This window comes from Shimia sp. Alg240-R146, from assembly GCF_947331465.1.
Taxonomy (GTDB): domain Bacteria; phylum Pseudomonadota; class Alphaproteobacteria; order Rhodobacterales; family Rhodobacteraceae; genus Shimia.
This window is the reverse complement of the sequence record NZ_CAMZOK010000003.1, coordinates 646730-664386: the sequence shown is the minus strand read 5'-3', so window position 1 is coordinate 664386 and position 17657 is coordinate 646730. Positions and strand designations below refer to the sequence as shown.

Below are 17657 nucleotides of genomic sequence, written 5' to 3'. Positions count from 1 at the left end.
TCAAAACTTCCTCCGGCGCGTTGTTGGAAGGTGACTAACTGAGGCAGGTTTTCGTAGTTCAAACGAATATAGGACGCGCTGTCATTTTTCTTCTTGTAGCTCTAGTTGCTGTAGCTCGTATCCTTGTCAAAATAGTCGCGAATCTAAGGATAACTCATGCCACACGATGCTGCTCATCATGATCACGATCATGCCGCTTCTTCGCCTGAAACAGGCACAAGTTGCTGTGGTGGTGATGCTGTTCCGCCAACGCAAGTCAGCGCCTCCGACGGGCGGAGTTTCCACGTCAGCGGCTTGGACTGCGCGGAAGAGGTCTCGATCCTCAACAAAGTCGTCGGTCCAGAGGTCGGAGGGGCGGAATTTCTGGCCTTTGACGTCATCAACGCCAGAATGACCGTTCTTGAAGGTGGCACGTCAGTGTCCTCGGACAACATCATCAAGGCGGTCGCATCAACTGGCATGACGGCCAAACCGTGGGATGCCGAGGACGCCAGCGCCGATCAGGCTGCACATCTGAAGAAACAAAAGCAGTTTACGATGTTGAGCGGAGGCTTTTGGGCGGCGGGGTTCACATACCATCTGGTTGAAACCGGGATTGGCGGGGCCATCGGCATCTTTTCCGGCCATGGGGAATCCGCGATGCCAATGGCGGAAGTTGCCTTGTTCGCTGGCGCAATTCTATTCGGTGTGTGGCTGGTGGCACCTAAAGCATGGTCGTCTGCGCGCCGGATCTCTCCTGATATGAACCTGTTGATGGTGGTTGCCGTTGCCGGTGCAATCGCGCTTGGAGAGTTCTTCGAGGCCGCAACTGTTGCGTTTTTCTTCTCACTTTCACTGTATCTTGAAAGCTGGAGCGTCGGGCGCGCACGCAATGCCGTCTCGGCGCTTCTCGACCTCGCGCCTCCGACCGCGCGGGTGATAAACGAGGATGGGTCTGAGACGGATATTCCCGCCGCGGCCGTCGCTGTCGGAACCAAGTTCATTGTGCGCGGAGGGGACCGCATTCCCCTGGACGGTGAAGTTGTCGACGGGGCGGGAGCTGTCGATCAGGCGCCCATTACGGGTGAAAGCGCTTTGGTGCCAAAAGAGGCGGGCGACGATGTCTACGCGGGCACCATAAATGGTGAGGGCACGTTGACCGTACTGGCAACGAAAGCGGCATCTGACACAGTGTTGTCCAAGATCATTCGCATGGTCGGCGATGCACATTCGCGTCGCGCAGAGGTCGAACAATGGGTGACAAAGTTCGCCCGCATTTACACACCAGTTGTGATGGTGCTTGCTATTTTCATTGCCTTAATCCCGCCACTTGTCGCGGGCGGCGATTGGGGCTTTTGGTTCTACAACGCACTGGTTCTTTTGGTCATCGCCTGCCCCTGTGCTTTGGTGATATCGACCCCTGTCTCCATTGTCGCGGCTCTTGCCGCCTCGGCGCGCAATGGTGTGCTGATCAAGGGCGGAGCCTATGTCGAAGCCCCGGGTCGCACGACAGCGCTGGCCATGGACAAGACCGGTACGATCACCATGGGTGAGCCCGAGGTTGCGGCCATTTATCCGCTTGGTGGCACAACCGAAGCCGAATTGATGGCACGGGCCGTGGCCCTCGAAGCGCGTTCCTCACATCCTCTGGCGCGGGCTATCCTTGGCCGTGCAGAGCAGGACGGAATAAAAATCGTCGCCGCCGAGGATACCCGAACCGTCCCAGGGCGCGGCCTTGAGGGTCAAATGGGCGGTCAGTCCATCTGGCTCGGCTCAGACCGGTTTGCCGAGGAAAAGGGCCTTGGCGGGGATATTCCGGCTGATCTGCGCAATCAGATCGAAGGCGCGGGCAGCACGCTGGTGGCGATCGGTGATGCCAACGGCGTCAGCGGCGTTCTCGAACTGCGGGACCGGATCCGGCCAGATGCCAAGGGCACTGTCGCGCGTTTGCACGCACAGGGTGTCAAAAAGATCGTGATGCTCACCGGCGACAACGCGGCCACGGCAAGAGCAGTGGCTGCCGAAGTCGGTATCGACGAGGTGCGGGCCGAGCTCCTGCCCGAGGATAAGGTCACCGCCATCGAAGAGCTGGTGGCGCAATATACGACCGTCGCGATGATCGGGGACGGAGTGAACGACGCACCGGCAATGGCGCGTGCGCATTACGGCATCGCAATGGGCGCGGTCGGGTCGGACGCCGCGATTGAAACGGCAGACATCGCTCTCATGACAGACGACATCGGCAAAGTTCCATGGCTGATCGGGCATTCGCGCCGGACCATGTCGATCATCAAACAGAACATCGGCCTGTCTTTGGCAACCAAGGCAATCTTCGTTGTCGCGACTGCCTTCGGTATGGCGTCCATGTGGGGCGCAATTGCTGCAGACGTCGGCGTATCGCTTCTCGTTGTCGCCAACGCCTTGCGGTTGTTACGAGCGCGCGACGACGACCAAGGACCGCGCAGCGGAGAGCAAGTTGGCGAGGAAATGGCAAAAGGCGCGCTGGCACACGGCCATTGATCGGAAAAAGACAACGCTGTATCCGATAAGCACATCGAACCTCCAATGAAGAGGCATAGGGCAGTGAAGATTACAAAATTACCAAGACGGCTTTTCCTATCTGGTGCGGTGGCGACATTCTTGGCCGGATGCGCCAACAAATTCAGGTCGTACACTGGTCCGGAAGTGACACGCCTGCGCCTCTACAAATCTCAACGACTGCTTGCTCTTGATGGCGCGCAGGGTGTGCTGCGCACTTACCCGGTCGGGCTTGGTTTTGCTCCGGAAGGACACAAGCAATTCGAGGGCGACGGACGCACGCCCGAAGGAACCTACACCATCGATCGCCGAAATCCCGAGAGCCTGTTTCATCTTTCAATCGGCATTTCTTACCCCAATGCCGAAGATCGCGCTTTCGCGGTAGCTCAGGGCCAGTCTCCAGGCGGTGATATCTTTATCCACGGTGGCCCAAGGCGGGGCATTGATCCGACAAATAAGCAGGACTGGACCGCCGGATGTATTGCGGTCAGCGATCGGCAGATTGAAGAGATTTATGCTATGGTGCGCGACGGAACGCCCATCGATATTTATGCCTGACAACGTGCCCTTCGCAGCGGAAACAACAAAAGTACCCCCACGCCACACACGACAAATACATCGGCAAGGTTGAAGGCCGGCCAAGACAGGCCCGCGATGTGGAAGCTCAGAAAGTCGGTAACGGCTTGAAATCGGAAGCGATCTACGACGTTACCGAGTGCGCCGCCAATGATCGCACCAAGCGCGACAGCTTCAATGTGATTGTCGCTGCGAAAAAGCATCACACCGAGAACAGTGCATATCACGAGCGCCAATGCCGACAGTCCCCACCAAGGCATGCCCCCGAACATCCCGAAGCTAACCCCATCATTTTGAACATACACAAGGTCGAAAATGGGTAGGATTTGAATGCCGGTGGCAAACGAGGACGCGTTGTCCATGACAAAGAACTTCGTGACTTGATCCACGAAAAGAGCGATCAACACGGCAGTGAGGCCGGGAAGGATGGATATCTTCATCGTTTTTTTACCCGAGCCAGACGTCCAAAAACAGCATGATGACCAAGCCGATCGCAAGGCCAAGCGTGGCCTTGTTCTGATGACCGCTTCGGTGGGTTTCAGGAATGATCTCGTGACTGATAACGTAGAGCATCGCGCCTGCCGCAAACGCCAAACCCCAAGGGAGAAGCGGTTCCGAGATCGTGATGATCCCCGCACCCAAAAGTCCGCCAATGGGTTCAACCATGCCAGTTAATGCGGCGATCCCCCAAGCCCGGACTTTCGAATACCCTTCGCCGAGCAGTGACACCGCGACGGCCAGACCTTCGGGCGCATTCTGCAGTCCGATCCCGATGGCAAGCGGCATACCGCCTGACACACCATCTGCGCCAAAGCCGACGCCCACCGCCAGCCCTTCGGGGAAATTGTGGATCGTGATGGCGATGATGAACAGCCATACCCTTCGAAGGGATGCTGCCTCTGGTCCCTCTCGCCCTGTGCTGAAATGCTCATGCGGGAGTTTCTCGTTCATAAGTGCCACGGCACCCATCCCAAGAAGGATCGCAATACAAACGATTGCGGCCGGTGCTGCCTCATTCACATACCGCAGTTCAGCCGCATCAAGAGCAGGAATAATCAGTGAAAAGAAGGATGCAGCAAGCATCACGCCCGCTGCGAAACCAAGTGACAGGTCTCGGGTAGCGCGAGACGGCACGCGACCAAAAAGCACGGGTATTGCGCCAATGGCGGTCATTGAGCCTGCGGCAAGACTACCCAGAAATCCGAGCATAATAGGGGAGAGAGTGTCCAAATTCAGATCTTTCGTTGTAAATTTATTCAGTCGCCAGAATAGCTTGAGAAGACTTCTGTCGACCCGTCGTTGTTGATGAGAAACACGTCGTAGGCCTCGCGCCAGCGGCTCTGATCCATACCGGGTGAGCCAAGCGGCATGTCCGGCACCGCGAGGCCTATTGCGTCCGGTCTTTCGCTGAGTAACCTGCGAATATCATCTGCTGGCACGTGGCCCTCGATTACGTAGCCCTCTACCAGACCCGTGTGACAGGACACCATTCTTTGCGGAACGCCATTATCGAGTTTGAAGCGTACAAAAAGGCCCGCAAACATGTCCTCGCCGGTGGGTACAAAGCCGTTTTCTTCAAGGTGGTTCATCCAAGCAAGGCAGCACCCGCAGCCATTCGTCTTAATGACGTCTATCGGGGTCGCTTCAGCGATCGTCTGTGTAGCGAAGTTCATTGAAAAAAATATTGCGAGCGTAAAAAGCTTCATGAGGATTGTTCTCCGGTTCTTGCAAGGATGCGGCGGATTTTCGGTACCGCGAACTCTCGTGCTTCATGGTAATCGATTGTGCTAGCAAACTGTCCTTCGGCATTAAACAGAAAGACGCTTGCCGTGTGGTTCATCGTATAGTCGCCGTCTGTCGCGACCTTCTCATAGCTCGCACGGAAACCTGCAGCAGCGCGTGCTGTTTCTTCCAGCGTTCCGCTCCATCCTTGGATGGCTGGGTGAAAGTAGCTGACATATTCAGCCATGGCGTCCACGGTATCACGCTCCGGATCCACCGTGATGAATACGACATTCATGTCGGCGACGTCATTTCCAAGATTGTCGAGCCAACCAGAGATATCTGACAATGTAGTGGGGCAAACGTCCGGGCAGTATGTGAAGCCAAAAAACACCATGGATGGATTGCCGATAAGTGTCGCAGGTCCAACGGTTGCCCCGTCCTGGTTGGTCATCTGGAATTCCATTTGTGTAAGCGGCAAAGGTCGTTGAGCCACCGGTTCAGGCGCACTCGGCCCATCAACCTGCCACCAGCCTATGAACAGCGTCAGCGCAACAACGCCGCTCACGGCTGCGCCATAAGTAAGGAGCGTGCGCCGGTTCATCAGCCCTCCGGCCCACGTGCCGCAATGCCAAGAATGGGAACGTCTACAGTCAGTGTCTCGCCATCAGCAAAGTTCAGTGTCAGCGGAAAGGTCTCCCCTTCGACCATCTTGGTTTGCAAACGCATCAACATGGCATGCATGCCGCCCGGTTCCAGCGAAACACTTTCGCCCGGAAGAATGGTGATTTCACCGACAGGGCCCATGGAACTGACACCATTTGAATCAGTTGTGGTTTCGTGGATGTCCGGCATCATGGCCAATGGGGTTTCCAGCCCGACCAATGTCACCGGGTCAGAGCCCGTGTTGCGCAGGGTCATGTAGGCTGCGCCCGGGCGGTTGGTGCCGATAGACGCGCGGGACCACGCGTCTTCGATCACAATGTCTTCCGAACCCGCAAGGGAAGCTGTGGGCAATCCGACCAGAATACTAAATGCAACGGCAGCGAAGGTAGATTCTCTCATAGGTCTGTTCCTGATCGTTTTCTGTTCAAGATCCACTCGCGGCGACTTCCGCTGCGACGAGGGCGCGCAACTCGTCAGCGCCGAAGGGATCTAGGGGTTTGCCGTTTACGAAGAAGGTGGGGGTACCACGCACGCCGACAGCGTCGACATCTGCGCGATCTTGATTGAGAACGCCAACCGTCTGTGGTGCCATCATTTGGGCTTTCGCGGCTTCCGCGTCCAGGCCAGCCTGTTCAGCAATTCCAATGATCCGACCGGGGTCTGGCGCGCCATGGGAGGCCCAACGGGGCTGATACTCTAGGAGTGCTTCGAGGACCGGCTCGAAAATGCCCTGCATGCGGGCCGCCTCAAGGACACGTATGGCCTGCTCTGAGCCTTCCCCGTGAAAGGGCGTATATCTCAGCACAACACGCACTGCGCCGTCATATTCGGCCAGTATGTCCTTCACAATCGGATGAAAAGCGCGGCAGGCTTCGCAAGCCGGATCGAAGAACTCGACGATGGTGACAGGGGCCTCTTCGGGGCCAAGGATAGGAGAGTAGGACCGGATCAGTGCCTCTGCAATTTCGGGCTGGACAGGTTCGACCTGAGCAACCGGCGCAGGGCGGGTTTGGTACCAAACGGCGGCGGCAAAGATCGCAAGGCCAACGATTAGGACCGATAGAACGACTGATTTGTTTTTCATGTGCGCTGCTCCTTCAGGGAGAAAATGGACAGGATCGCGATCAGCCCAAAGGCGACCAACGACAAAAGTGGGATTGGGACGCTGAGGAAGACCTGATTGTCATCGGTGCAGGACGGACCGGTCGCAGTGCAGGGTTGGATACGCTCCGGGAGGAGCCCGATATAAAGGCCCAGATGCCAGAGTGCGATGGCGGCCCCACCAAGGGCGAGCGCAACACCGTAGCGACCGACCCGGTGATCATCCCACCAGAGACCGAGGCCCAACACGACGGCCAGAGGGAACATAAACGCACGCTGAAACCAGCACAGATTGCACGGAGCCTGCCCCAGAACCTCACCTATAAAGAGCACGGCCAGCGAACTCCCCAAAGCGACGATCCACGCGGCGGTCAAAGCCGTCTCTTTTGACATCACCCGTCTCATATCGACATCCGCGCCTTCAGATCGGCAAGGATTTCCTCTGCCGGTGTGCCGTAGACCCACGCCCCCACATATCCGCCTTGCGGATCAAAGAGGAACAGCTGAGACGAATGCCCCATCGTGTATCCGTCGGGCGATGCCGCTTCCTCGATTTTCTCAAAGTACACACGGAAGGTTTCAGATGTTCGCTTGATCTGATTGGCCGTACCGGTCAGCCCAATGATGTTTGCGCCAAACGCCGGTACGAACTCTGCGAGTTGTTCGGGCGTATCACGTTCGGGATCAATTGAAATAAAGAGAGGCTGGACTTGGGCCGCGTCAGAGCCGAGCGCATCCATGACGGCGGCAACCTCGGCCATAGTCGTGGGGCACACATCGGGGCAATTCGCAAAGCCGAAGAAGACGAGCAACCAGCGCCCCGCGAAATCTTCGTCCGTCTGAACTATGCCTCGGTGATCGGTCAGTTCGAAGTCGGCTTGGAACGCGGGCGCATCAGCGCGCTGTTCCTCTCTGATAGAAACCTGCAAAAAAATGAACCCAACAACCACGATCGCGGTAAGTCCCCAAAGCATTTTTTGTAACGTAGAAAATTTCATTGGTTGTATTGCGCCCGATTCCGCCCATTTTTAAAGCGTTCTAAATGTTCTAGCTGCTAGAGGTTCAAGTTGTATTTCGGCATTGCGGCAGCGTGTCACGGATCTGTGATTACCGTGCTGGCTTGCGGATGCCAATAGCTATAGCTACCAACGCTATAGATATGGAGGTCACATGCTGACAATTGGAAGTTTGGGAAAGAAGACCGGAACAAAAGTTCAGACTGTCCGGTATTACGAACAGATCGGCCTGATGCCCGAACCAGGTCGCACCGAAGGCGGGCAGCGGCGCTACGGGGATGCGGAAGTTGACCGCTTGTCCTTTATCCGGCACGCACGCCAGTTGGGGTTTCCCCTTGAAGCGATCCGCGAGCTTCTCGATCTCAGTGATAATCCCGACCGCTCCTGCCATGAGGCGGATTCCATCGCCCGGCGGCAACTCAAGCAGGTAGAACTAAGGATGGATCGGCTGAAAGCGCTACGCACAGAGTTGAAGCGCATGATCCACGAATGCAGCGGAGGCAATACGGCGGACTGCAAGGTTCTCGAGGTCTTGCGCGATCACTCAGAGTGTCTGACCGACCACGATGAAATTGGGGCTTAACCGTTTCCACGGCTCTCAAGCTACCAAAACGAAAAGAACCCTTGAACCTAAAGTCACTGTAGCAATTACATCTATCTCAAAGGCGATTCGAGGAGATGAAAATGAGCGCTGATGATCCGTTGTTAGCAGCAACCCCAATCCTGAACTTCAACCACCCGTCGATTGCACAACTGATCGAGGACCGAGGGTGGAAAGCCCTTTCTCAGCATGACCGGATCGGCGCGGTCTACGATTTCGTCCGCAACGAAGTTGCCTTTGGGTACAACCGCGCAGACGATATCCCGGCGGCAGAAGTACTCGCTGACGGTTTTGGTCAATGCAATACCAAGGGCACGTTACTTATGGCTTTGTTGCGCGCGGTCGGTGTGCGGTGCCGCCTTCACGGGTTCACGATCCACAAAGAACTGCAGCGGGGTGTTGTGCCAGAAATCGTCTACCCCCTCGCCCCCAATGAGATCGTCCACTCATGGGTTGAGGTGCAGACCGAGACGGGTTGGGCGAACCTCGAAGGGTTTATTCTGGATGCAGAGTTTCTATCGGCGCTCCAATCCACATTTACCGATTCACCCAGCCTCTGCGGTTACGGGGCAGGCACCGACTGCCTGCAGGCTCCCCCTGTAGAGTGGACGGGTGGCGATACCTACATCCAAGAAACCGGTATTGCCCAGGACTTTGGTATTTTCGACGCGCCCGACGAATTCTACGCCGCTCATCAGCAGTCGTTTAGCTTCGTAAAAGGCATATTGTATCGCCATATAGTCCGCCATTGGATGAACGCCCGCGTGCGCCGGATCAGATCAGGCAATGTGCCGCAAATACCTGGCTTGGCGTTGCCCAATCATAAACACGAGGAATCGCGTCATGCCTCATGATAACGGTCACGCGCATATTGATCCCGCGTCAGGGGACCGCCGTGTCTCAATCGCGATCTGGGCCAACGCACTTCTGACGGTCGCGCAGATCGTCGGCGGGATCTTGTCGGGCAGCCTCGCGCTTATTGCGGATGCTCTGCACAATTTCTCCGACATGGCATCCTTGGTGATCGCTTTTGCAGCTCGGAAAATCGCAAGACGCCCTGCGGACGGGCGCATGACATTCGGCTATGGCCGGATCGAAGTTGTGGCTGCCTTGATCAACTACACCACCCTCATCCTCGTTGGGTTCTATCTCATCTACGAGGGCGGAATGCGCATGATCGAACCGACCGAAGTGGCCGGTTGGACCGTGGTGATCCTGGGATCGGTGGCGCTGGCCGTAGACACGCTGACAGCGCTGCTGACTTATTCCATGCAAAAGGGCAGCGTGAACATCCGGGCGCTCTTCCTGCATAACTTGTCAGACGCGTTGGCTTCTGTTGCCGTAATTATCGGCGGCTCGCTCATCCTGCTCTATAACATGTGGTGGGTCGATCCGGCGATCACGATCGGCATCGCGCTCTACCTACTTTATCTCGCCTTCACTGAAATCGGCAAACCCATCCGCATCCTGATGCTAGGTAGCCCACCCGACATCGACAATGATGCCGTTGTTGCTGCAATCAGGGAGGTCGACGGGGTCCATGATGTCCACCACGTTCATCTGTGGCAGATGCAAGAGAACGACGCGGCATTGGATTGCCATGTCGTGACGGCTGATGGCGCGTCGGGCGAAAGGATCAAAGCGGCAGTGAAAGCGCGCCTCGCCGAAAAGTTCGGCATCCAGCACTCCACTCTCGAATTGGAGGATCTGGGGAATGCACACGATGGAGCGCAGCTCTATGGGCATGAGGAGACCAGATAATGATAGAAGTCATCTTGATTTACTTAGGTCTGGGAATTGCTGCGGTGACACTTGCTTCGATCCTTTGGTCAATCGCTTTCCCCGCGCGTCGTATCTGGCCACCCAAGCGCTACACGTCGATCACACCAATTCTGGTCTGGGTGCCAACGTTTTCGTTGTTTGGCATTCTGATCATGCTTGGCGTCTTGGGCTGGGGTGATCTGGCGTTTCCCACCTGGCTGCGTTTCGGGGTTGGGATACCGCTCATTGTGTTCGGCAATATCGTAGTCTGGTTTGAAGTCTCGCATTTCGGGGTGCCACAAACGGGCGGCGCGAAAGGCACGCTGAGGACCGCTGGCATGTATCGCTACTCTCGCAATCCTCAGTACATGGCCGATATCGCGATTGTAGGAGGTTGGTTGATCCTTACTGCAACACCAACAACGCTCATTGTTGGAACGGCTTCGATCTTGGTTTTGGTAGCTGCGCCATTCGCGGAAGAACCGTGGCTCAAGAAGCAATACGGGTCTGATTTTGACGAGTATATGGCGTCAACCCGTCGTTTTATCTGAGCCGCCTCGCTAAGAAGCTTTTCGGAGGTTCGTTGACCCTTCAGCTGCGCGAGGCCTGAATCGCCCCTAGGGGCAGCAGGACTTACCTTTTTGAATCGGTGGGCATGGAACAGTTGCGTAAGAACAATAGACGCAGCAATCCCCCTCAAGCGGTTTCAAGACGGTCTGACATGATTTGCATTCATAGAACCACTGGCAAGCATCTGTCGGCATAGTCTCGGTCTCAGCGTGTCCACAATTTGGACATGTGAGAGTAGATTGCAGCACTACTTTTGTTTCTTCTGTCGCCATAGCGCGTACCCCGTCAGAATTAGAAATCCGGCCAATATCGGCAGCAAGATCGCATCGCTGTAGACGACACCAAGCAAGCCCGTCAGACCAAGCGCAGTCAGTACGACCGGCAGTAACGGTGTGAAGCAACAGAGCGCGGCCAAGATCGTGCCACCCACTCCTAGGGCCAATAGTTTGTTCTTCATTGTGTCGATCTCCGCAAATCCCACATAAAACGCTGTGCAGACGCCTCCCACATGGGCGAAGATAGCGCGACCAGAAAGGCGATGGACGCGACTGTAGTCCAGACGATTGTGGACTGCCTGCGCGTTGCACATGGCCTGCGCCGAAGCACCCGATACCATGCCCAAACGAGTGCAATCGCGACGCCGACAAGAATGAAGTCCCGGTAAGCGACGAATGGCCCAAGCATGGTGAGCCATGAACCACCTAGGCCCAGTATCGAAAGGCCGATAGGCAAAACACAGCACGACGCCGACAACAGCGCCAGAAGTGCTGCGAAGGGCATCACAAGCTTGGAAGCAACGCCAGAGTTCGCGACCGGTTGTTGATTTGCATTCAAATCCATTTTGCTTTTCTACTTCCTGTAGTGACTACAGGAGCAAGCAAAATGTTCACCATCGGCAAAGCGTCGGAACAAAGCGGCGTGAACATCGAAACGATCCGCTACTATGAACGAGAGGGGATTGTCCCAAAGCCCGGACGCTCCGCTGGTGGGCGTCGGTTATACTCGTCCGACGAAATCGCCAAACTCAGGTTCGTGCGCCGGTGTCGCGATCTGGGTTTTCCGATCTCGAACATACAGACCTTTTTATCCCTCACTCCGCAGTATGACCGATCCTGTGGTGAGGTGAGAACCATGGCCGAGAACCATTTGGGTGAGATAAACGCGAAGATTGAGAACCTTATGCGCCTCAGAGAAGCGCTCTTGAGCCTCTCCAAGAACTGCGATGACGGCACCGCAGACTGTCCAATGCTGGACGCTTTGATGAAGGATGGCTTTGGCGATGGCCTACACGAGCAAAGCAGCTGCTAGTTTAGGCTTCGCAAACCGCAACTTTGTCCTGCAACTCAATCATCTGAAGGTGAATTTCGCTAAAATTTGCTCGAACGGCTGCTTTTGCTAGTTTGACGCGATGCATACACCGGATCAATCTCGAACCGAATTCATCGGCGGGGGTCGCGATGCACCGAAACCGGCCGTCGATTCAATAGTACGCAAGGTCGGCTAGGTCCGCATAACAGCCATTGCTTTTCCGACGAAGGGCCAGTGCCAAATCTCCGATTTGGCAACGCCCGAACCACCCCAACGGGGTGGGCGCTTTGCTTCCGCCTCTCGGTTCGGGCGTAGTGGTTTCTGAGGGCGGCGCTCAGTGCACCACCATCTGAGCACGATGGGTTTGTGGCACGAAGGGCGCGGCGGTGCGGGTCATGGCGTCCATGGCGAGGCCGAATTCAGTGGCCAGCCCCGCGAAACATTGCGCCATGTCGGGGCGCACCAGCAGGGAGGCCATCAGCGTTGCGTCTTCTTGCGCGCTATTCAAGGCATAGCCCACGAGGGCGGCAAACACGGCTTCGTCTGCGTCGAGGCAATCGCAGGTGTCGGCATGGCGGCACAGCGGGCGGCGGCCGTAGTATTGCGCGACCTGCATCAGTTCGTTCAGCACTGCTTTGGTGCTGTGGCCGCGGGCGGGGCCAAGTGCGAGGGCCAAGTCGGCGGTCAGTTGCGTGTCGGAGGCGGCATCGCGGCCAATAGCGCGCAGGCACCGTACGGCCATGCGCTCCGCGGCGGGGAGGTCGGCCAACCAGCCTACGCGGCGTGCGCCGGGATTGCGGGGGCGGCTCATTTGGTGAGGATCAGCTTGCCCGCGCGGGTGATGCGCAGGGTGTAAAGCTGGTCGTTCAAGCGGATGTGGGCCAGTCCGTTGGTGCCGGTCAGAAGATCGGCGTCATGCACGGGCCTGGATGTGATCGAAGATGAATCGCTGAATTGAAAGGTCATGGAAGCCTCCGGTTTGCGCGTTGGATTCGTGGCTTCCCGCGTGGTCGGGTGGCTGTTCCGAATAACCTGACTGAAATAGTCGGAATATGCAAGCCTTTAGATTTCTTGTCAGGGTTTGGCGAATTTCCGCCAATAGGAGGCGGCGACGCGGCAAGTTCAATTGGCGCACCCTATCTGTGGAGCAGAGCATTACAGGCAATAGATTGGACAAAGAGATGGCACATGTGATGAACCCCGCCATTGAGATGGCATTGCAGGCCGCAGATCGGGCGCACTTGTTTCAGGATCTGCCCGGCGCAGGCAAGCCGTTGGCGTTTTTGCGGAACCCACAGGATTCGGTGTTTGATAAGCTGATGAAGGAGGCCAACGCCCAGCCGTTGGGTGTGTGTCTCAATCAGCAACTGACACAGGCGCGGGGACGGTTGCGGACCATGACCGAGCCGACAGAACGCAAGGAACAGATGCAGCTGATTGCAGATCTGGACGCGCGGTTTCACCTAGAGCTGGAAGCGATGCGGAAATACGGGTGAGCCTCTGGATTTTCAGAGATCACGGGACAACAACACCCTCGGGCGGGACCGCCTGAGGGTGTTTGTTTTTCACGTCGGTTTGCACAAAGAAAAACCCCGGACCAAATGGCCCGGGGTTTTCCGTTTGCTTATGTCGCCAAGGCTTAGCCGTTGGTGAAGTCAGGATAGGCTTCCATGCCGAGTTCGGACATGTCCAGGCCGTTGATCTCGTCTTCTTCGCTGACGCGGATGCCCACGACTGCTTTGAGGATGAGCCACAGAACCAGCGAGGCTACGAAGGTGAAGACACCGTAAGCTGCGATACCTGTCAGCTGTGCGCTGATGGTGGCGGAGCCGGAGAAGGCCACGGCGATGGTGCCCCAGATGCCTGCAAAGAGGTGAACCGGGATGGCACCGACAACGTCGTCGATTTTGAGCTTGTCGAGCATTGGCACGGTCAGCACTACGATGACACCACCGACACCACCGATCAGCAGCGAGCCGAAGAGGGAAGGTGCGAGAGGTTCTGCAGTGATGGACACGAGGCCTGCCAGTGCGCCGTTCAGGATCATGGTCAGGTCAGGTTTCTTATAAAGAACCTGTGTCAGGATCAGAGCGGCAACTGCGCCAGCTGCGGCGGCCATGTTGGTGTTGGCGAAGATGCGCGATACGTCGGTGACGTCACCCACTGTGCCCATTGCCAGCTGCGAGCCGCCGTTGAAGCCAAACCAGCCGAGCCACAGGATGAACGTACCCAGAGTGGCCAGAGCGAGGTTGGAGCCAGGCATCGGGATGGTGCGGCCGTCTTTGTACTTGCCGATACGTGGGCCCAGTACGATGGCACCAGCGAGAGCAGCCCAGCCGCCTACGGAGTGTACGATGGTGGAGCCAGCGAAATCGGAGAAGCCGAGTTCAGACAGCCAGCCGCCGCCCCACTGCCAGGAACCGGAGATCGGGTAGAGGATACCTGTCAGGACAACAACGAAGGCCAGGAAGGGCCACAGTTTGATGCGTTCTGCCAAAGCACCGGACACGATGGACGCGGTTGCGGCAACAAACATCAGCTGGAAGAAGAAGTCGGAGCCAACGGAAGCGTAATCCAGAGCAGCGTCTGCAGCGCCAAGGCCAACAGGCTCAAGCGTTGTGGGGACGAAGTTGAATGCGAAGAAACCGTTGAAGTCGCCAGGGTACATCAGGTTGAAGCCAACCAGCCAGTACATGATGGCTGCGATGGAGAAGAGCGCCATGTTTTTGGTCAGCTGCATGGTCACGTTCTTGGAACGCACGAGGCCTGCTTCGAGCATCGAGAAGCCTGCGGCCATCCAGAACACCAGGAAGCCACCCACCAGGAACAACAGCGTTGTCATGATGTAGGGGCCGATTTCATCAAAGCCGGGTGCAGCGGCTTCTTCTTGTGCAAAGCCCAAGCTCGGCAACGCGATCAACGCGGCGGGCAGGACCAGTTTCGTGAGGGTTTTCATTGTGTGTATTCCTTCCTTGCGGCGCCTTAGATGGCGTCTGCGTCCGTTTCGCCGGTGCGCACGCGAATGGCTTGCTGCACGTCGAGCACAAAGATTTTGCCGTCACCGATTTTGCCGGTTTGAGCAGTTGTTGTGATGGTTTCGACAACCTGGTCGGCCATGTTGGCTGCAACCACGAGTTCGAGTTTGACCTTCGGTACGAAGTTCACAGCGTATTCCGCGCCGCGATAGATTTCTGTGTGGCCCGACTGAGAGCCGAAGCCCTTGATTTCGGTGACCATCATGCCGCGTACACCGATGTTGGTCAGCGCCTCGCGGACCTCCTCGAGTTTGAACGGCTTGATCGTTGCAATAATCAGTTTCACCTTGTTCCCCTTTGTCGTGAGCGGAGCGTCCCTCCGCGTCTTTGCAGTCGCAGAAAAGACCGCTGGGCTGCCGAAAACGAAGGCTTGATTGGAATTTGGGTGCCAAAAACGGCGGCATATGCCCAAAAAGTAGGCGACACATGTGTTTCGCATAAAAATTAATCGAATAGTGTACGGTTTTGGCGCTGCCTTTGGCTCTACAACGGGGTGGGACTTCGATAGACTGAGCAAAAATATCGTGGCGAGCAGGGCTACTTGATGAGTGATTCACGTCGGAAGAAACCGCCGCTGGTGGCGGAGAAACGTTTTGGCAAAGCCACAGCGAAAAAAACTGCGACCAAGCGGACGACCAAGGCCGCGCCCAAGAAGACGGCGCGCAAACGGCGCGCGGCTCCGAAGCGTCCGGCCAAGAAGCGCAATCCGATCGTTGCTTTTTTTCTAGGCATTTTTGGTTGGATCTGGCGGGTGATCTGGGCGTTTACGTGGCGCATTGGTCTTGTCGTTGGCCTCGTGGTTGGCATGGCTGTTGGTTATGTCTATCTCCAGTTGCCGGACGTGGACGAGCTGTTGGACGGACGCGCGCGCGGGTCGGTGACATTGCTGGATCGCGACGACAAAGTGTTCGCTTGGCGTGGAGACCAGTTTGGCGGGGCGGTCACGGCGGAGACCGTGTCGGAACATCTGAAAAACGCGGTGGTGGCGACCGAGGACAGGCGATTTTACTGGCATTTCGGGGTGAGTCCGCGCGGTGTGGCAAGCGCCGTGCGTATCAACCTGAAAGAAGGGCGTGGACCATTGTCGGGTCATGGTGGGTCGACCATTACACAGCAGACCGCCAAGCTTTTGTGTTTGGGTGAACCTTACAAAGCCGAAGACTGGGAGAGCGAAGCGGCCTATGTGCAGGACTGTCGGCAGGGGTCGTTGTGGCGCAAGGTCAAGGAAGCTGTCTATGCGATGGCGATGGAAACCAAATACACCAAAAACGAAATCCTGTCGGTTTATCTGAACCGCGCCTATATGGGCGGCGGAGCCTATGGCGCAGAAGCGGCGACGCAGCGCTACTTTGGCAAGCCGGCGGCCAATGCCACACCCGCCGAGGCGGCGATGTTGGCGGGGCTTTTGACCAAGCCGTCGTCATTGGCGCCCACGGCCAATCTGTCGCGCTCGCAGGATCGCGCTGCGACCGTGCTGCGCCTGATGAACGAGCAGGGGTATCTGTCTGATGAGGAGACTGCCCGCTGGCAGGCCAATCCGGCGACACTGTCGGTGGCGGCTGAGGAAAACGCAGGCGGGTATTACGCGGATTGGGTGATGTCGACGGGCCCGGAGTTTTTCACCCGCAACACCACCGAGGATGTGATCCTTAAGACCACCTTTGACGGCCGTATTCAGCAGGCTGCCGAAGACGGGCTGGCTTGGGTGTTTGAGAACAAAGTGCGCGAAGGGTCCAAAGCGCAGGCCGCGATTGTGGTGATGAGCGCAGATGGCGCGGTGCGCGCAATGGTTGGCGGGCGACAAACTAAGGTCAGCGGCGCCTTTAACCGTGCTGTTCAGGCGAAACGGCAAACCGGCAGCGCGTTTAAGCCTTTTGTTTATGCCACTGCGCTGGATTTGGGCGGGCATTATGACGACCGCGTTATCGACGAGCCCTATTGCCAGAACATTCCTGGGTCGGGAGAATGGTGCCCGAAGAATTATACCGGCAAGTATTTTGGTGACGTGACGCTGACGTTTGCGTTGATGAATTCGCTGAACATTCCGGCGGTGAAAGTGTCCGAGAAGGCAGGACGCGAAAACGTGCGCACCGTGGCCAATATGTTTGGTATCGAAAGTGATCTGGCGGCAGGACCGGCATTGGCGCTGGGAGCATCAGAAAGCAGTGTGCTTGAGATGGCGGGTGCGTACGCCGGTATTCTCAACGGTGGGTCGTCGGTGACGCCCTATGGGTTGGTTGAGTTGCGCCTGATGGGCGATAAAGAGCCGCTGATGGGCACGGGCGGCGGTATTGGCGAACGGGTGATCTCGGATGCGGCGGCACGTGAGTTGGTGTGGATGATGGAAAAGGTCGTCAGTGAAGGCACCGGCGGACGGGCCAAGATTGATGGCTGGCAAGTGGCCGGAAAGACCGGCACCACACAGGCCGCGCGCGACGCCTGGTTTATAGGCTTTACCAATGAATATGTGGCAGGCGTCTGGATGGGCTATGACGACAACACGCCGCTCACAGGGGTGACGGGAGGCGGTCTTCCGGCGGAGATCTGGCGGGAAACCATGACGCGCGTGCATGAGGGGATCGAGCCGCGACCCTTGCCGGCCTTTGTTCCCAAGCCGCAAGCGCCGAAAACACGCCCCGGTCAGCGACGTCAGCAAAATGGGCTGGAAGGCGTTGTGAACGGAATTTTGAAAGACATCTTTGGCGGGCGCTAAGGCGAAGTAGTGATTTTGTAATCTGCGGCTTCGGATGCGCGAAGCTTTTGAGGACATGTTCCCGACGCGGT

23 protein-coding genes are annotated in these 17657 nt (G+C 57.0%); 9 read left to right on the top strand and 14 right to left on the bottom strand.

The genetic code is table 11. From position 1 onward, the window contains the following. Positions 1–156 precede the first annotated feature (156 nt). Together PG871_RS18925 and PG871_RS18920 are read left to right on the top strand one after the other, a co-directional pair. Positions 157–2499, top strand: a complete 2343-nt coding sequence (locus PG871_RS18925) for a heavy metal translocating P-type ATPase (protein WP_270732406.1) — start codon at positions 157–159, stop codon at positions 2497–2499. A 63-nt stretch (positions 2500–2562) separates the two neighbouring features. Further along, complete coding sequence (locus tag PG871_RS18920) at positions 2563–3075, top strand: L,D-transpeptidase family protein (protein WP_270732402.1); 513 nt, start codon at positions 2563–2565, stop codon at positions 3073–3075. Here PG871_RS18920 and lspA read toward each other — a convergent pair. From lspA to PG871_RS18880, 8 genes are read right to left on the bottom strand one after another with little or no spacing between them, the layout of a single operon-like run. Further along, the gene (gene lspA, locus PG871_RS18915; RefSeq protein WP_270732399.1) at positions 3066–3533 is read right to left on the bottom strand and encodes a signal peptidase II; all 468 of its coding nucleotides are present in this window, start codon (positions 3531–3533) and stop codon (positions 3066–3068) included. The genes PG871_RS18920 and lspA overlap by 10 nt on opposite strands. Positions 3534–3540: 7 nt before the next feature. Then, positions 3541–4323, bottom strand: a complete 783-nt coding sequence (locus tag PG871_RS18910; RefSeq protein ID WP_025054192.1) for a ZIP family metal transporter — start codon at positions 4321–4323, stop codon at positions 3541–3543. A gap of 26 nt (positions 4324–4349) precedes the next feature. Next, entirely contained in the window at positions 4350–4799 is a 450-nt protein-coding gene (locus tag PG871_RS18905; RefSeq protein ID WP_270732387.1) for a DUF411 domain-containing protein, read from the bottom strand. Next, entirely contained in the window at positions 4796–5419 is a 624-nt protein-coding gene (locus tag PG871_RS18900) for an SCO family protein (RefSeq protein ID WP_270732385.1), read from the bottom strand. The genes PG871_RS18905 and PG871_RS18900 overlap by 4 nt, the downstream gene beginning before the upstream one ends. Further along, positions 5419–5880 (bottom strand): copper chaperone PCu(A)C, encoded by a 462-nt coding sequence (locus tag PG871_RS18895; protein ID WP_270732382.1) that lies wholly within the window; start codon positions 5878–5880, stop codon positions 5419–5421. The genes PG871_RS18900 and PG871_RS18895 overlap by 1 nt, the downstream gene beginning before the upstream one ends. A 25-nt stretch (positions 5881–5905) precedes the next feature. Beyond that, positions 5906–6565: a DsbA family protein gene (locus tag PG871_RS18890; RefSeq protein WP_270732379.1), complete on the bottom strand. Its 660-nt coding sequence runs from the start codon at positions 6563–6565 to the stop codon at positions 5906–5908. After that, positions 6562–6987 (bottom strand): disulfide bond formation protein B, encoded by a 426-nt coding sequence (locus PG871_RS18885; protein ID WP_270732376.1) that lies wholly within the window; start codon positions 6985–6987, stop codon positions 6562–6564. Before PG871_RS18885 ends, PG871_RS18890 begins: the two co-directional genes overlap by 4 nt. Continuing rightward, complete coding sequence (locus tag PG871_RS18880) at positions 6984–7556, bottom strand: SCO family protein (RefSeq protein ID WP_443020514.1); 573 nt, start codon at positions 7554–7556, stop codon at positions 6984–6986. Before PG871_RS18880 ends, PG871_RS18885 begins: the two co-directional genes overlap by 4 nt. 196 nt (positions 7557–7752) lie before the next feature. Here PG871_RS18880 and PG871_RS18875 point away from each other — a divergent pair, with 196 nt between their 5' ends. The 4 genes from PG871_RS18875 (at position 7753) to PG871_RS18860 (ending at position 10511) form a co-directional block, all read left to right on the top strand. After that, on the top strand, positions 7753–8181 hold the full coding sequence (locus tag PG871_RS18875; protein ID WP_270732370.1) for a MerR family transcriptional regulator: 429 nt from the start codon (positions 7753–7755) through the stop codon (positions 8179–8181). Positions 8182–8282: 101 nt separating this feature from the next. Further along, a complete protein-coding gene (locus PG871_RS18870) occupies positions 8283–9053 on the top strand; it encodes a transglutaminase-like domain-containing protein (RefSeq protein WP_270732369.1) in 771 nt (256 codons plus the stop codon). Then, the gene (locus PG871_RS18865) at positions 9043–9960 is read left to right on the top strand and encodes a cation diffusion facilitator family transporter (RefSeq protein WP_270732366.1); all 918 of its coding nucleotides are present in this window, start codon (positions 9043–9045) and stop codon (positions 9958–9960) included. Before PG871_RS18870 ends, PG871_RS18865 begins: the two co-directional genes overlap by 11 nt. Then, a complete protein-coding gene (locus tag PG871_RS18860; RefSeq protein ID WP_270732364.1) occupies positions 9960–10511 on the top strand; it encodes a methyltransferase family protein in 552 nt (183 codons plus the stop codon). The genes PG871_RS18865 and PG871_RS18860 overlap by 1 nt, the downstream gene beginning before the upstream one ends. Positions 10512–10577: 66 nt before the next feature. Here the strand turns inward: PG871_RS18860 and PG871_RS18855 are convergent, their stop codons facing one another. Beyond that, positions 10578–10802, bottom strand: a complete 225-nt coding sequence (locus PG871_RS18855) for a GDCCVxC domain-containing (seleno)protein (RefSeq protein ID WP_270732361.1) — start codon at positions 10800–10802, stop codon at positions 10578–10580. Then, positions 10778–10987, bottom strand: coding sequence for a mercury resistance system transport protein MerF (gene merF / locus PG871_RS18850; protein WP_270732359.1), 210 nt, complete (start codon positions 10985–10987; stop codon positions 10778–10780). Before merF ends, PG871_RS18855 begins: the two co-directional genes overlap by 25 nt. A 425-nt stretch (positions 10988–11412) precedes the next feature. Here merF and PG871_RS18845 point away from each other — a divergent pair, with 425 nt between their 5' ends. Beyond that, positions 11413–11838, top strand: coding sequence for a MerR family transcriptional regulator (locus PG871_RS18845; RefSeq protein ID WP_270732358.1), 426 nt, complete (start codon positions 11413–11415; stop codon positions 11836–11838). 334 nt (positions 11839–12172) lie between these two features. Here the strand turns inward: PG871_RS18845 and PG871_RS18840 are convergent, their stop codons facing one another. Continuing rightward, on the bottom strand, positions 12173–12649 hold the full coding sequence (locus PG871_RS18840) for a hypothetical protein (RefSeq protein ID WP_270732357.1): 477 nt from the start codon (positions 12647–12649) through the stop codon (positions 12173–12175). Beyond that, entirely contained in the window at positions 12646–12804 is a 159-nt protein-coding gene (hemP, locus tag PG871_RS18835; protein ID WP_270732355.1) for a hemin uptake protein HemP, read from the bottom strand. Before hemP ends, PG871_RS18840 begins: the two co-directional genes overlap by 4 nt. Before the next feature lie 215 nt (positions 12805–13019). Here hemP and PG871_RS18830 point away from each other — a divergent pair, with 215 nt between their 5' ends. Next, on the top strand, positions 13020–13334 hold the full coding sequence (locus PG871_RS18830; RefSeq protein ID WP_270732354.1) for a DUF1992 domain-containing protein: 315 nt from the start codon (positions 13020–13022) through the stop codon (positions 13332–13334). Positions 13335–13477: 143 nt separating this feature from the next. Here PG871_RS18830 and amt read toward each other — a convergent pair whose 3' ends face one another. After that, the gene (amt, locus tag PG871_RS18825) at positions 13478–14794 is read right to left on the bottom strand and encodes an ammonium transporter (protein WP_270732352.1); all 1317 of its coding nucleotides are present in this window, start codon (positions 14792–14794) and stop codon (positions 13478–13480) included. Positions 14795–14820: 26 nt separating this feature from the next. Continuing rightward, complete coding sequence (locus PG871_RS18820) at positions 14821–15159, bottom strand: P-II family nitrogen regulator (protein WP_054003188.1); 339 nt, start codon at positions 15157–15159, stop codon at positions 14821–14823. A gap of 258 nt (positions 15160–15417) precedes the next feature. Between PG871_RS18820 and PG871_RS18815 the strand changes: the two genes are divergently transcribed. Further along, complete coding sequence (locus tag PG871_RS18815; RefSeq protein WP_270732344.1) at positions 15418–17586, top strand: transglycosylase domain-containing protein; 2169 nt, start codon at positions 15418–15420, stop codon at positions 17584–17586. The last annotated feature ends 71 nt before the right edge of the window (positions 17587–17657 follow it).

Coding starts and splice junctions, on each gene's coding strand:
- PG871_RS18925 (WP_270732406.1), top strand. CDS start 157: ATGCCACACGATGCTGCTCATCATGATCACGATCATGCCGCTTCTTCG.
- lspA (WP_270732399.1), bottom strand. CDS start 3,533: ATGAAGATATCCATCCTTCCCGGCCTCACTGCCGTGTTGATCGCTCTT.
- PG871_RS18905 (WP_270732387.1), bottom strand. CDS start 4,799: ATGAAGCTTTTTACGCTCGCAATATTTTTTTCAATGAACTTCGCTACA.
- PG871_RS18900 (WP_270732385.1), bottom strand. CDS start 5,419: ATGAACCGGCGCACGCTCCTTACTTATGGCGCAGCCGTGAGCGGCGTT.
- PG871_RS18895 (WP_270732382.1), bottom strand. CDS start 5,880: ATGAGAGAATCTACCTTCGCTGCCGTTGCATTTAGTATTCTGGTCGGA.
- PG871_RS18890 (WP_270732379.1), bottom strand. CDS start 6,565: ATGAAAAACAAATCAGTCGTTCTATCGGTCCTAATCGTTGGCCTTGCG.
- PG871_RS18885 (WP_270732376.1), bottom strand. CDS start 6,987: ATGAGACGGGTGATGTCAAAAGAGACGGCTTTGACCGCCGCGTGGATC.
- PG871_RS18880 (WP_443020514.1), bottom strand. CDS start 7,556: ATGCTTTGGGGACTTACCGCGATCGTGGTTGTTGGGTTCATTTTTTTG.
- PG871_RS18875 (WP_270732370.1), top strand. CDS start 7,753: ATGCTGACAATTGGAAGTTTGGGAAAGAAGACCGGAACAAAAGTTCAG.
- PG871_RS18870 (WP_270732369.1), top strand. CDS start 8,283: ATGAGCGCTGATGATCCGTTGTTAGCAGCAACCCCAATCCTGAACTTC.
- PG871_RS18865 (WP_270732366.1), top strand. CDS start 9,043: ATGCCTCATGATAACGGTCACGCGCATATTGATCCCGCGTCAGGGGAC.
- PG871_RS18860 (WP_270732364.1), top strand. CDS start 9,960: ATGATAGAAGTCATCTTGATTTACTTAGGTCTGGGAATTGCTGCGGTG.
- PG871_RS18855 (WP_270732361.1), bottom strand. CDS start 10,802: ATGGCGACAGAAGAAACAAAAGTAGTGCTGCAATCTACTCTCACATGT.
- merF (WP_270732359.1), bottom strand. CDS start 10,987: ATGAAGAACAAACTATTGGCCCTAGGAGTGGGTGGCACGATCTTGGCC.
- PG871_RS18845 (WP_270732358.1), top strand. CDS start 11,413: ATGTTCACCATCGGCAAAGCGTCGGAACAAAGCGGCGTGAACATCGAA.
- PG871_RS18840 (WP_270732357.1), bottom strand. CDS start 12,649: ATGAGCCGCCCCCGCAATCCCGGCGCACGCCGCGTAGGCTGGTTGGCC.
- hemP (WP_270732355.1), bottom strand. CDS start 12,804: ATGACCTTTCAATTCAGCGATTCATCTTCGATCACATCCAGGCCCGTG.
- PG871_RS18830 (WP_270732354.1), top strand. CDS start 13,020: ATGGCACATGTGATGAACCCCGCCATTGAGATGGCATTGCAGGCCGCA.
- amt (WP_270732352.1), bottom strand. CDS start 14,794: ATGAAAACCCTCACGAAACTGGTCCTGCCCGCCGCGTTGATCGCGTTG.
- PG871_RS18815 (WP_270732344.1), top strand. CDS start 15,418: ATGAGTGATTCACGTCGGAAGAAACCGCCGCTGGTGGCGGAGAAACGT.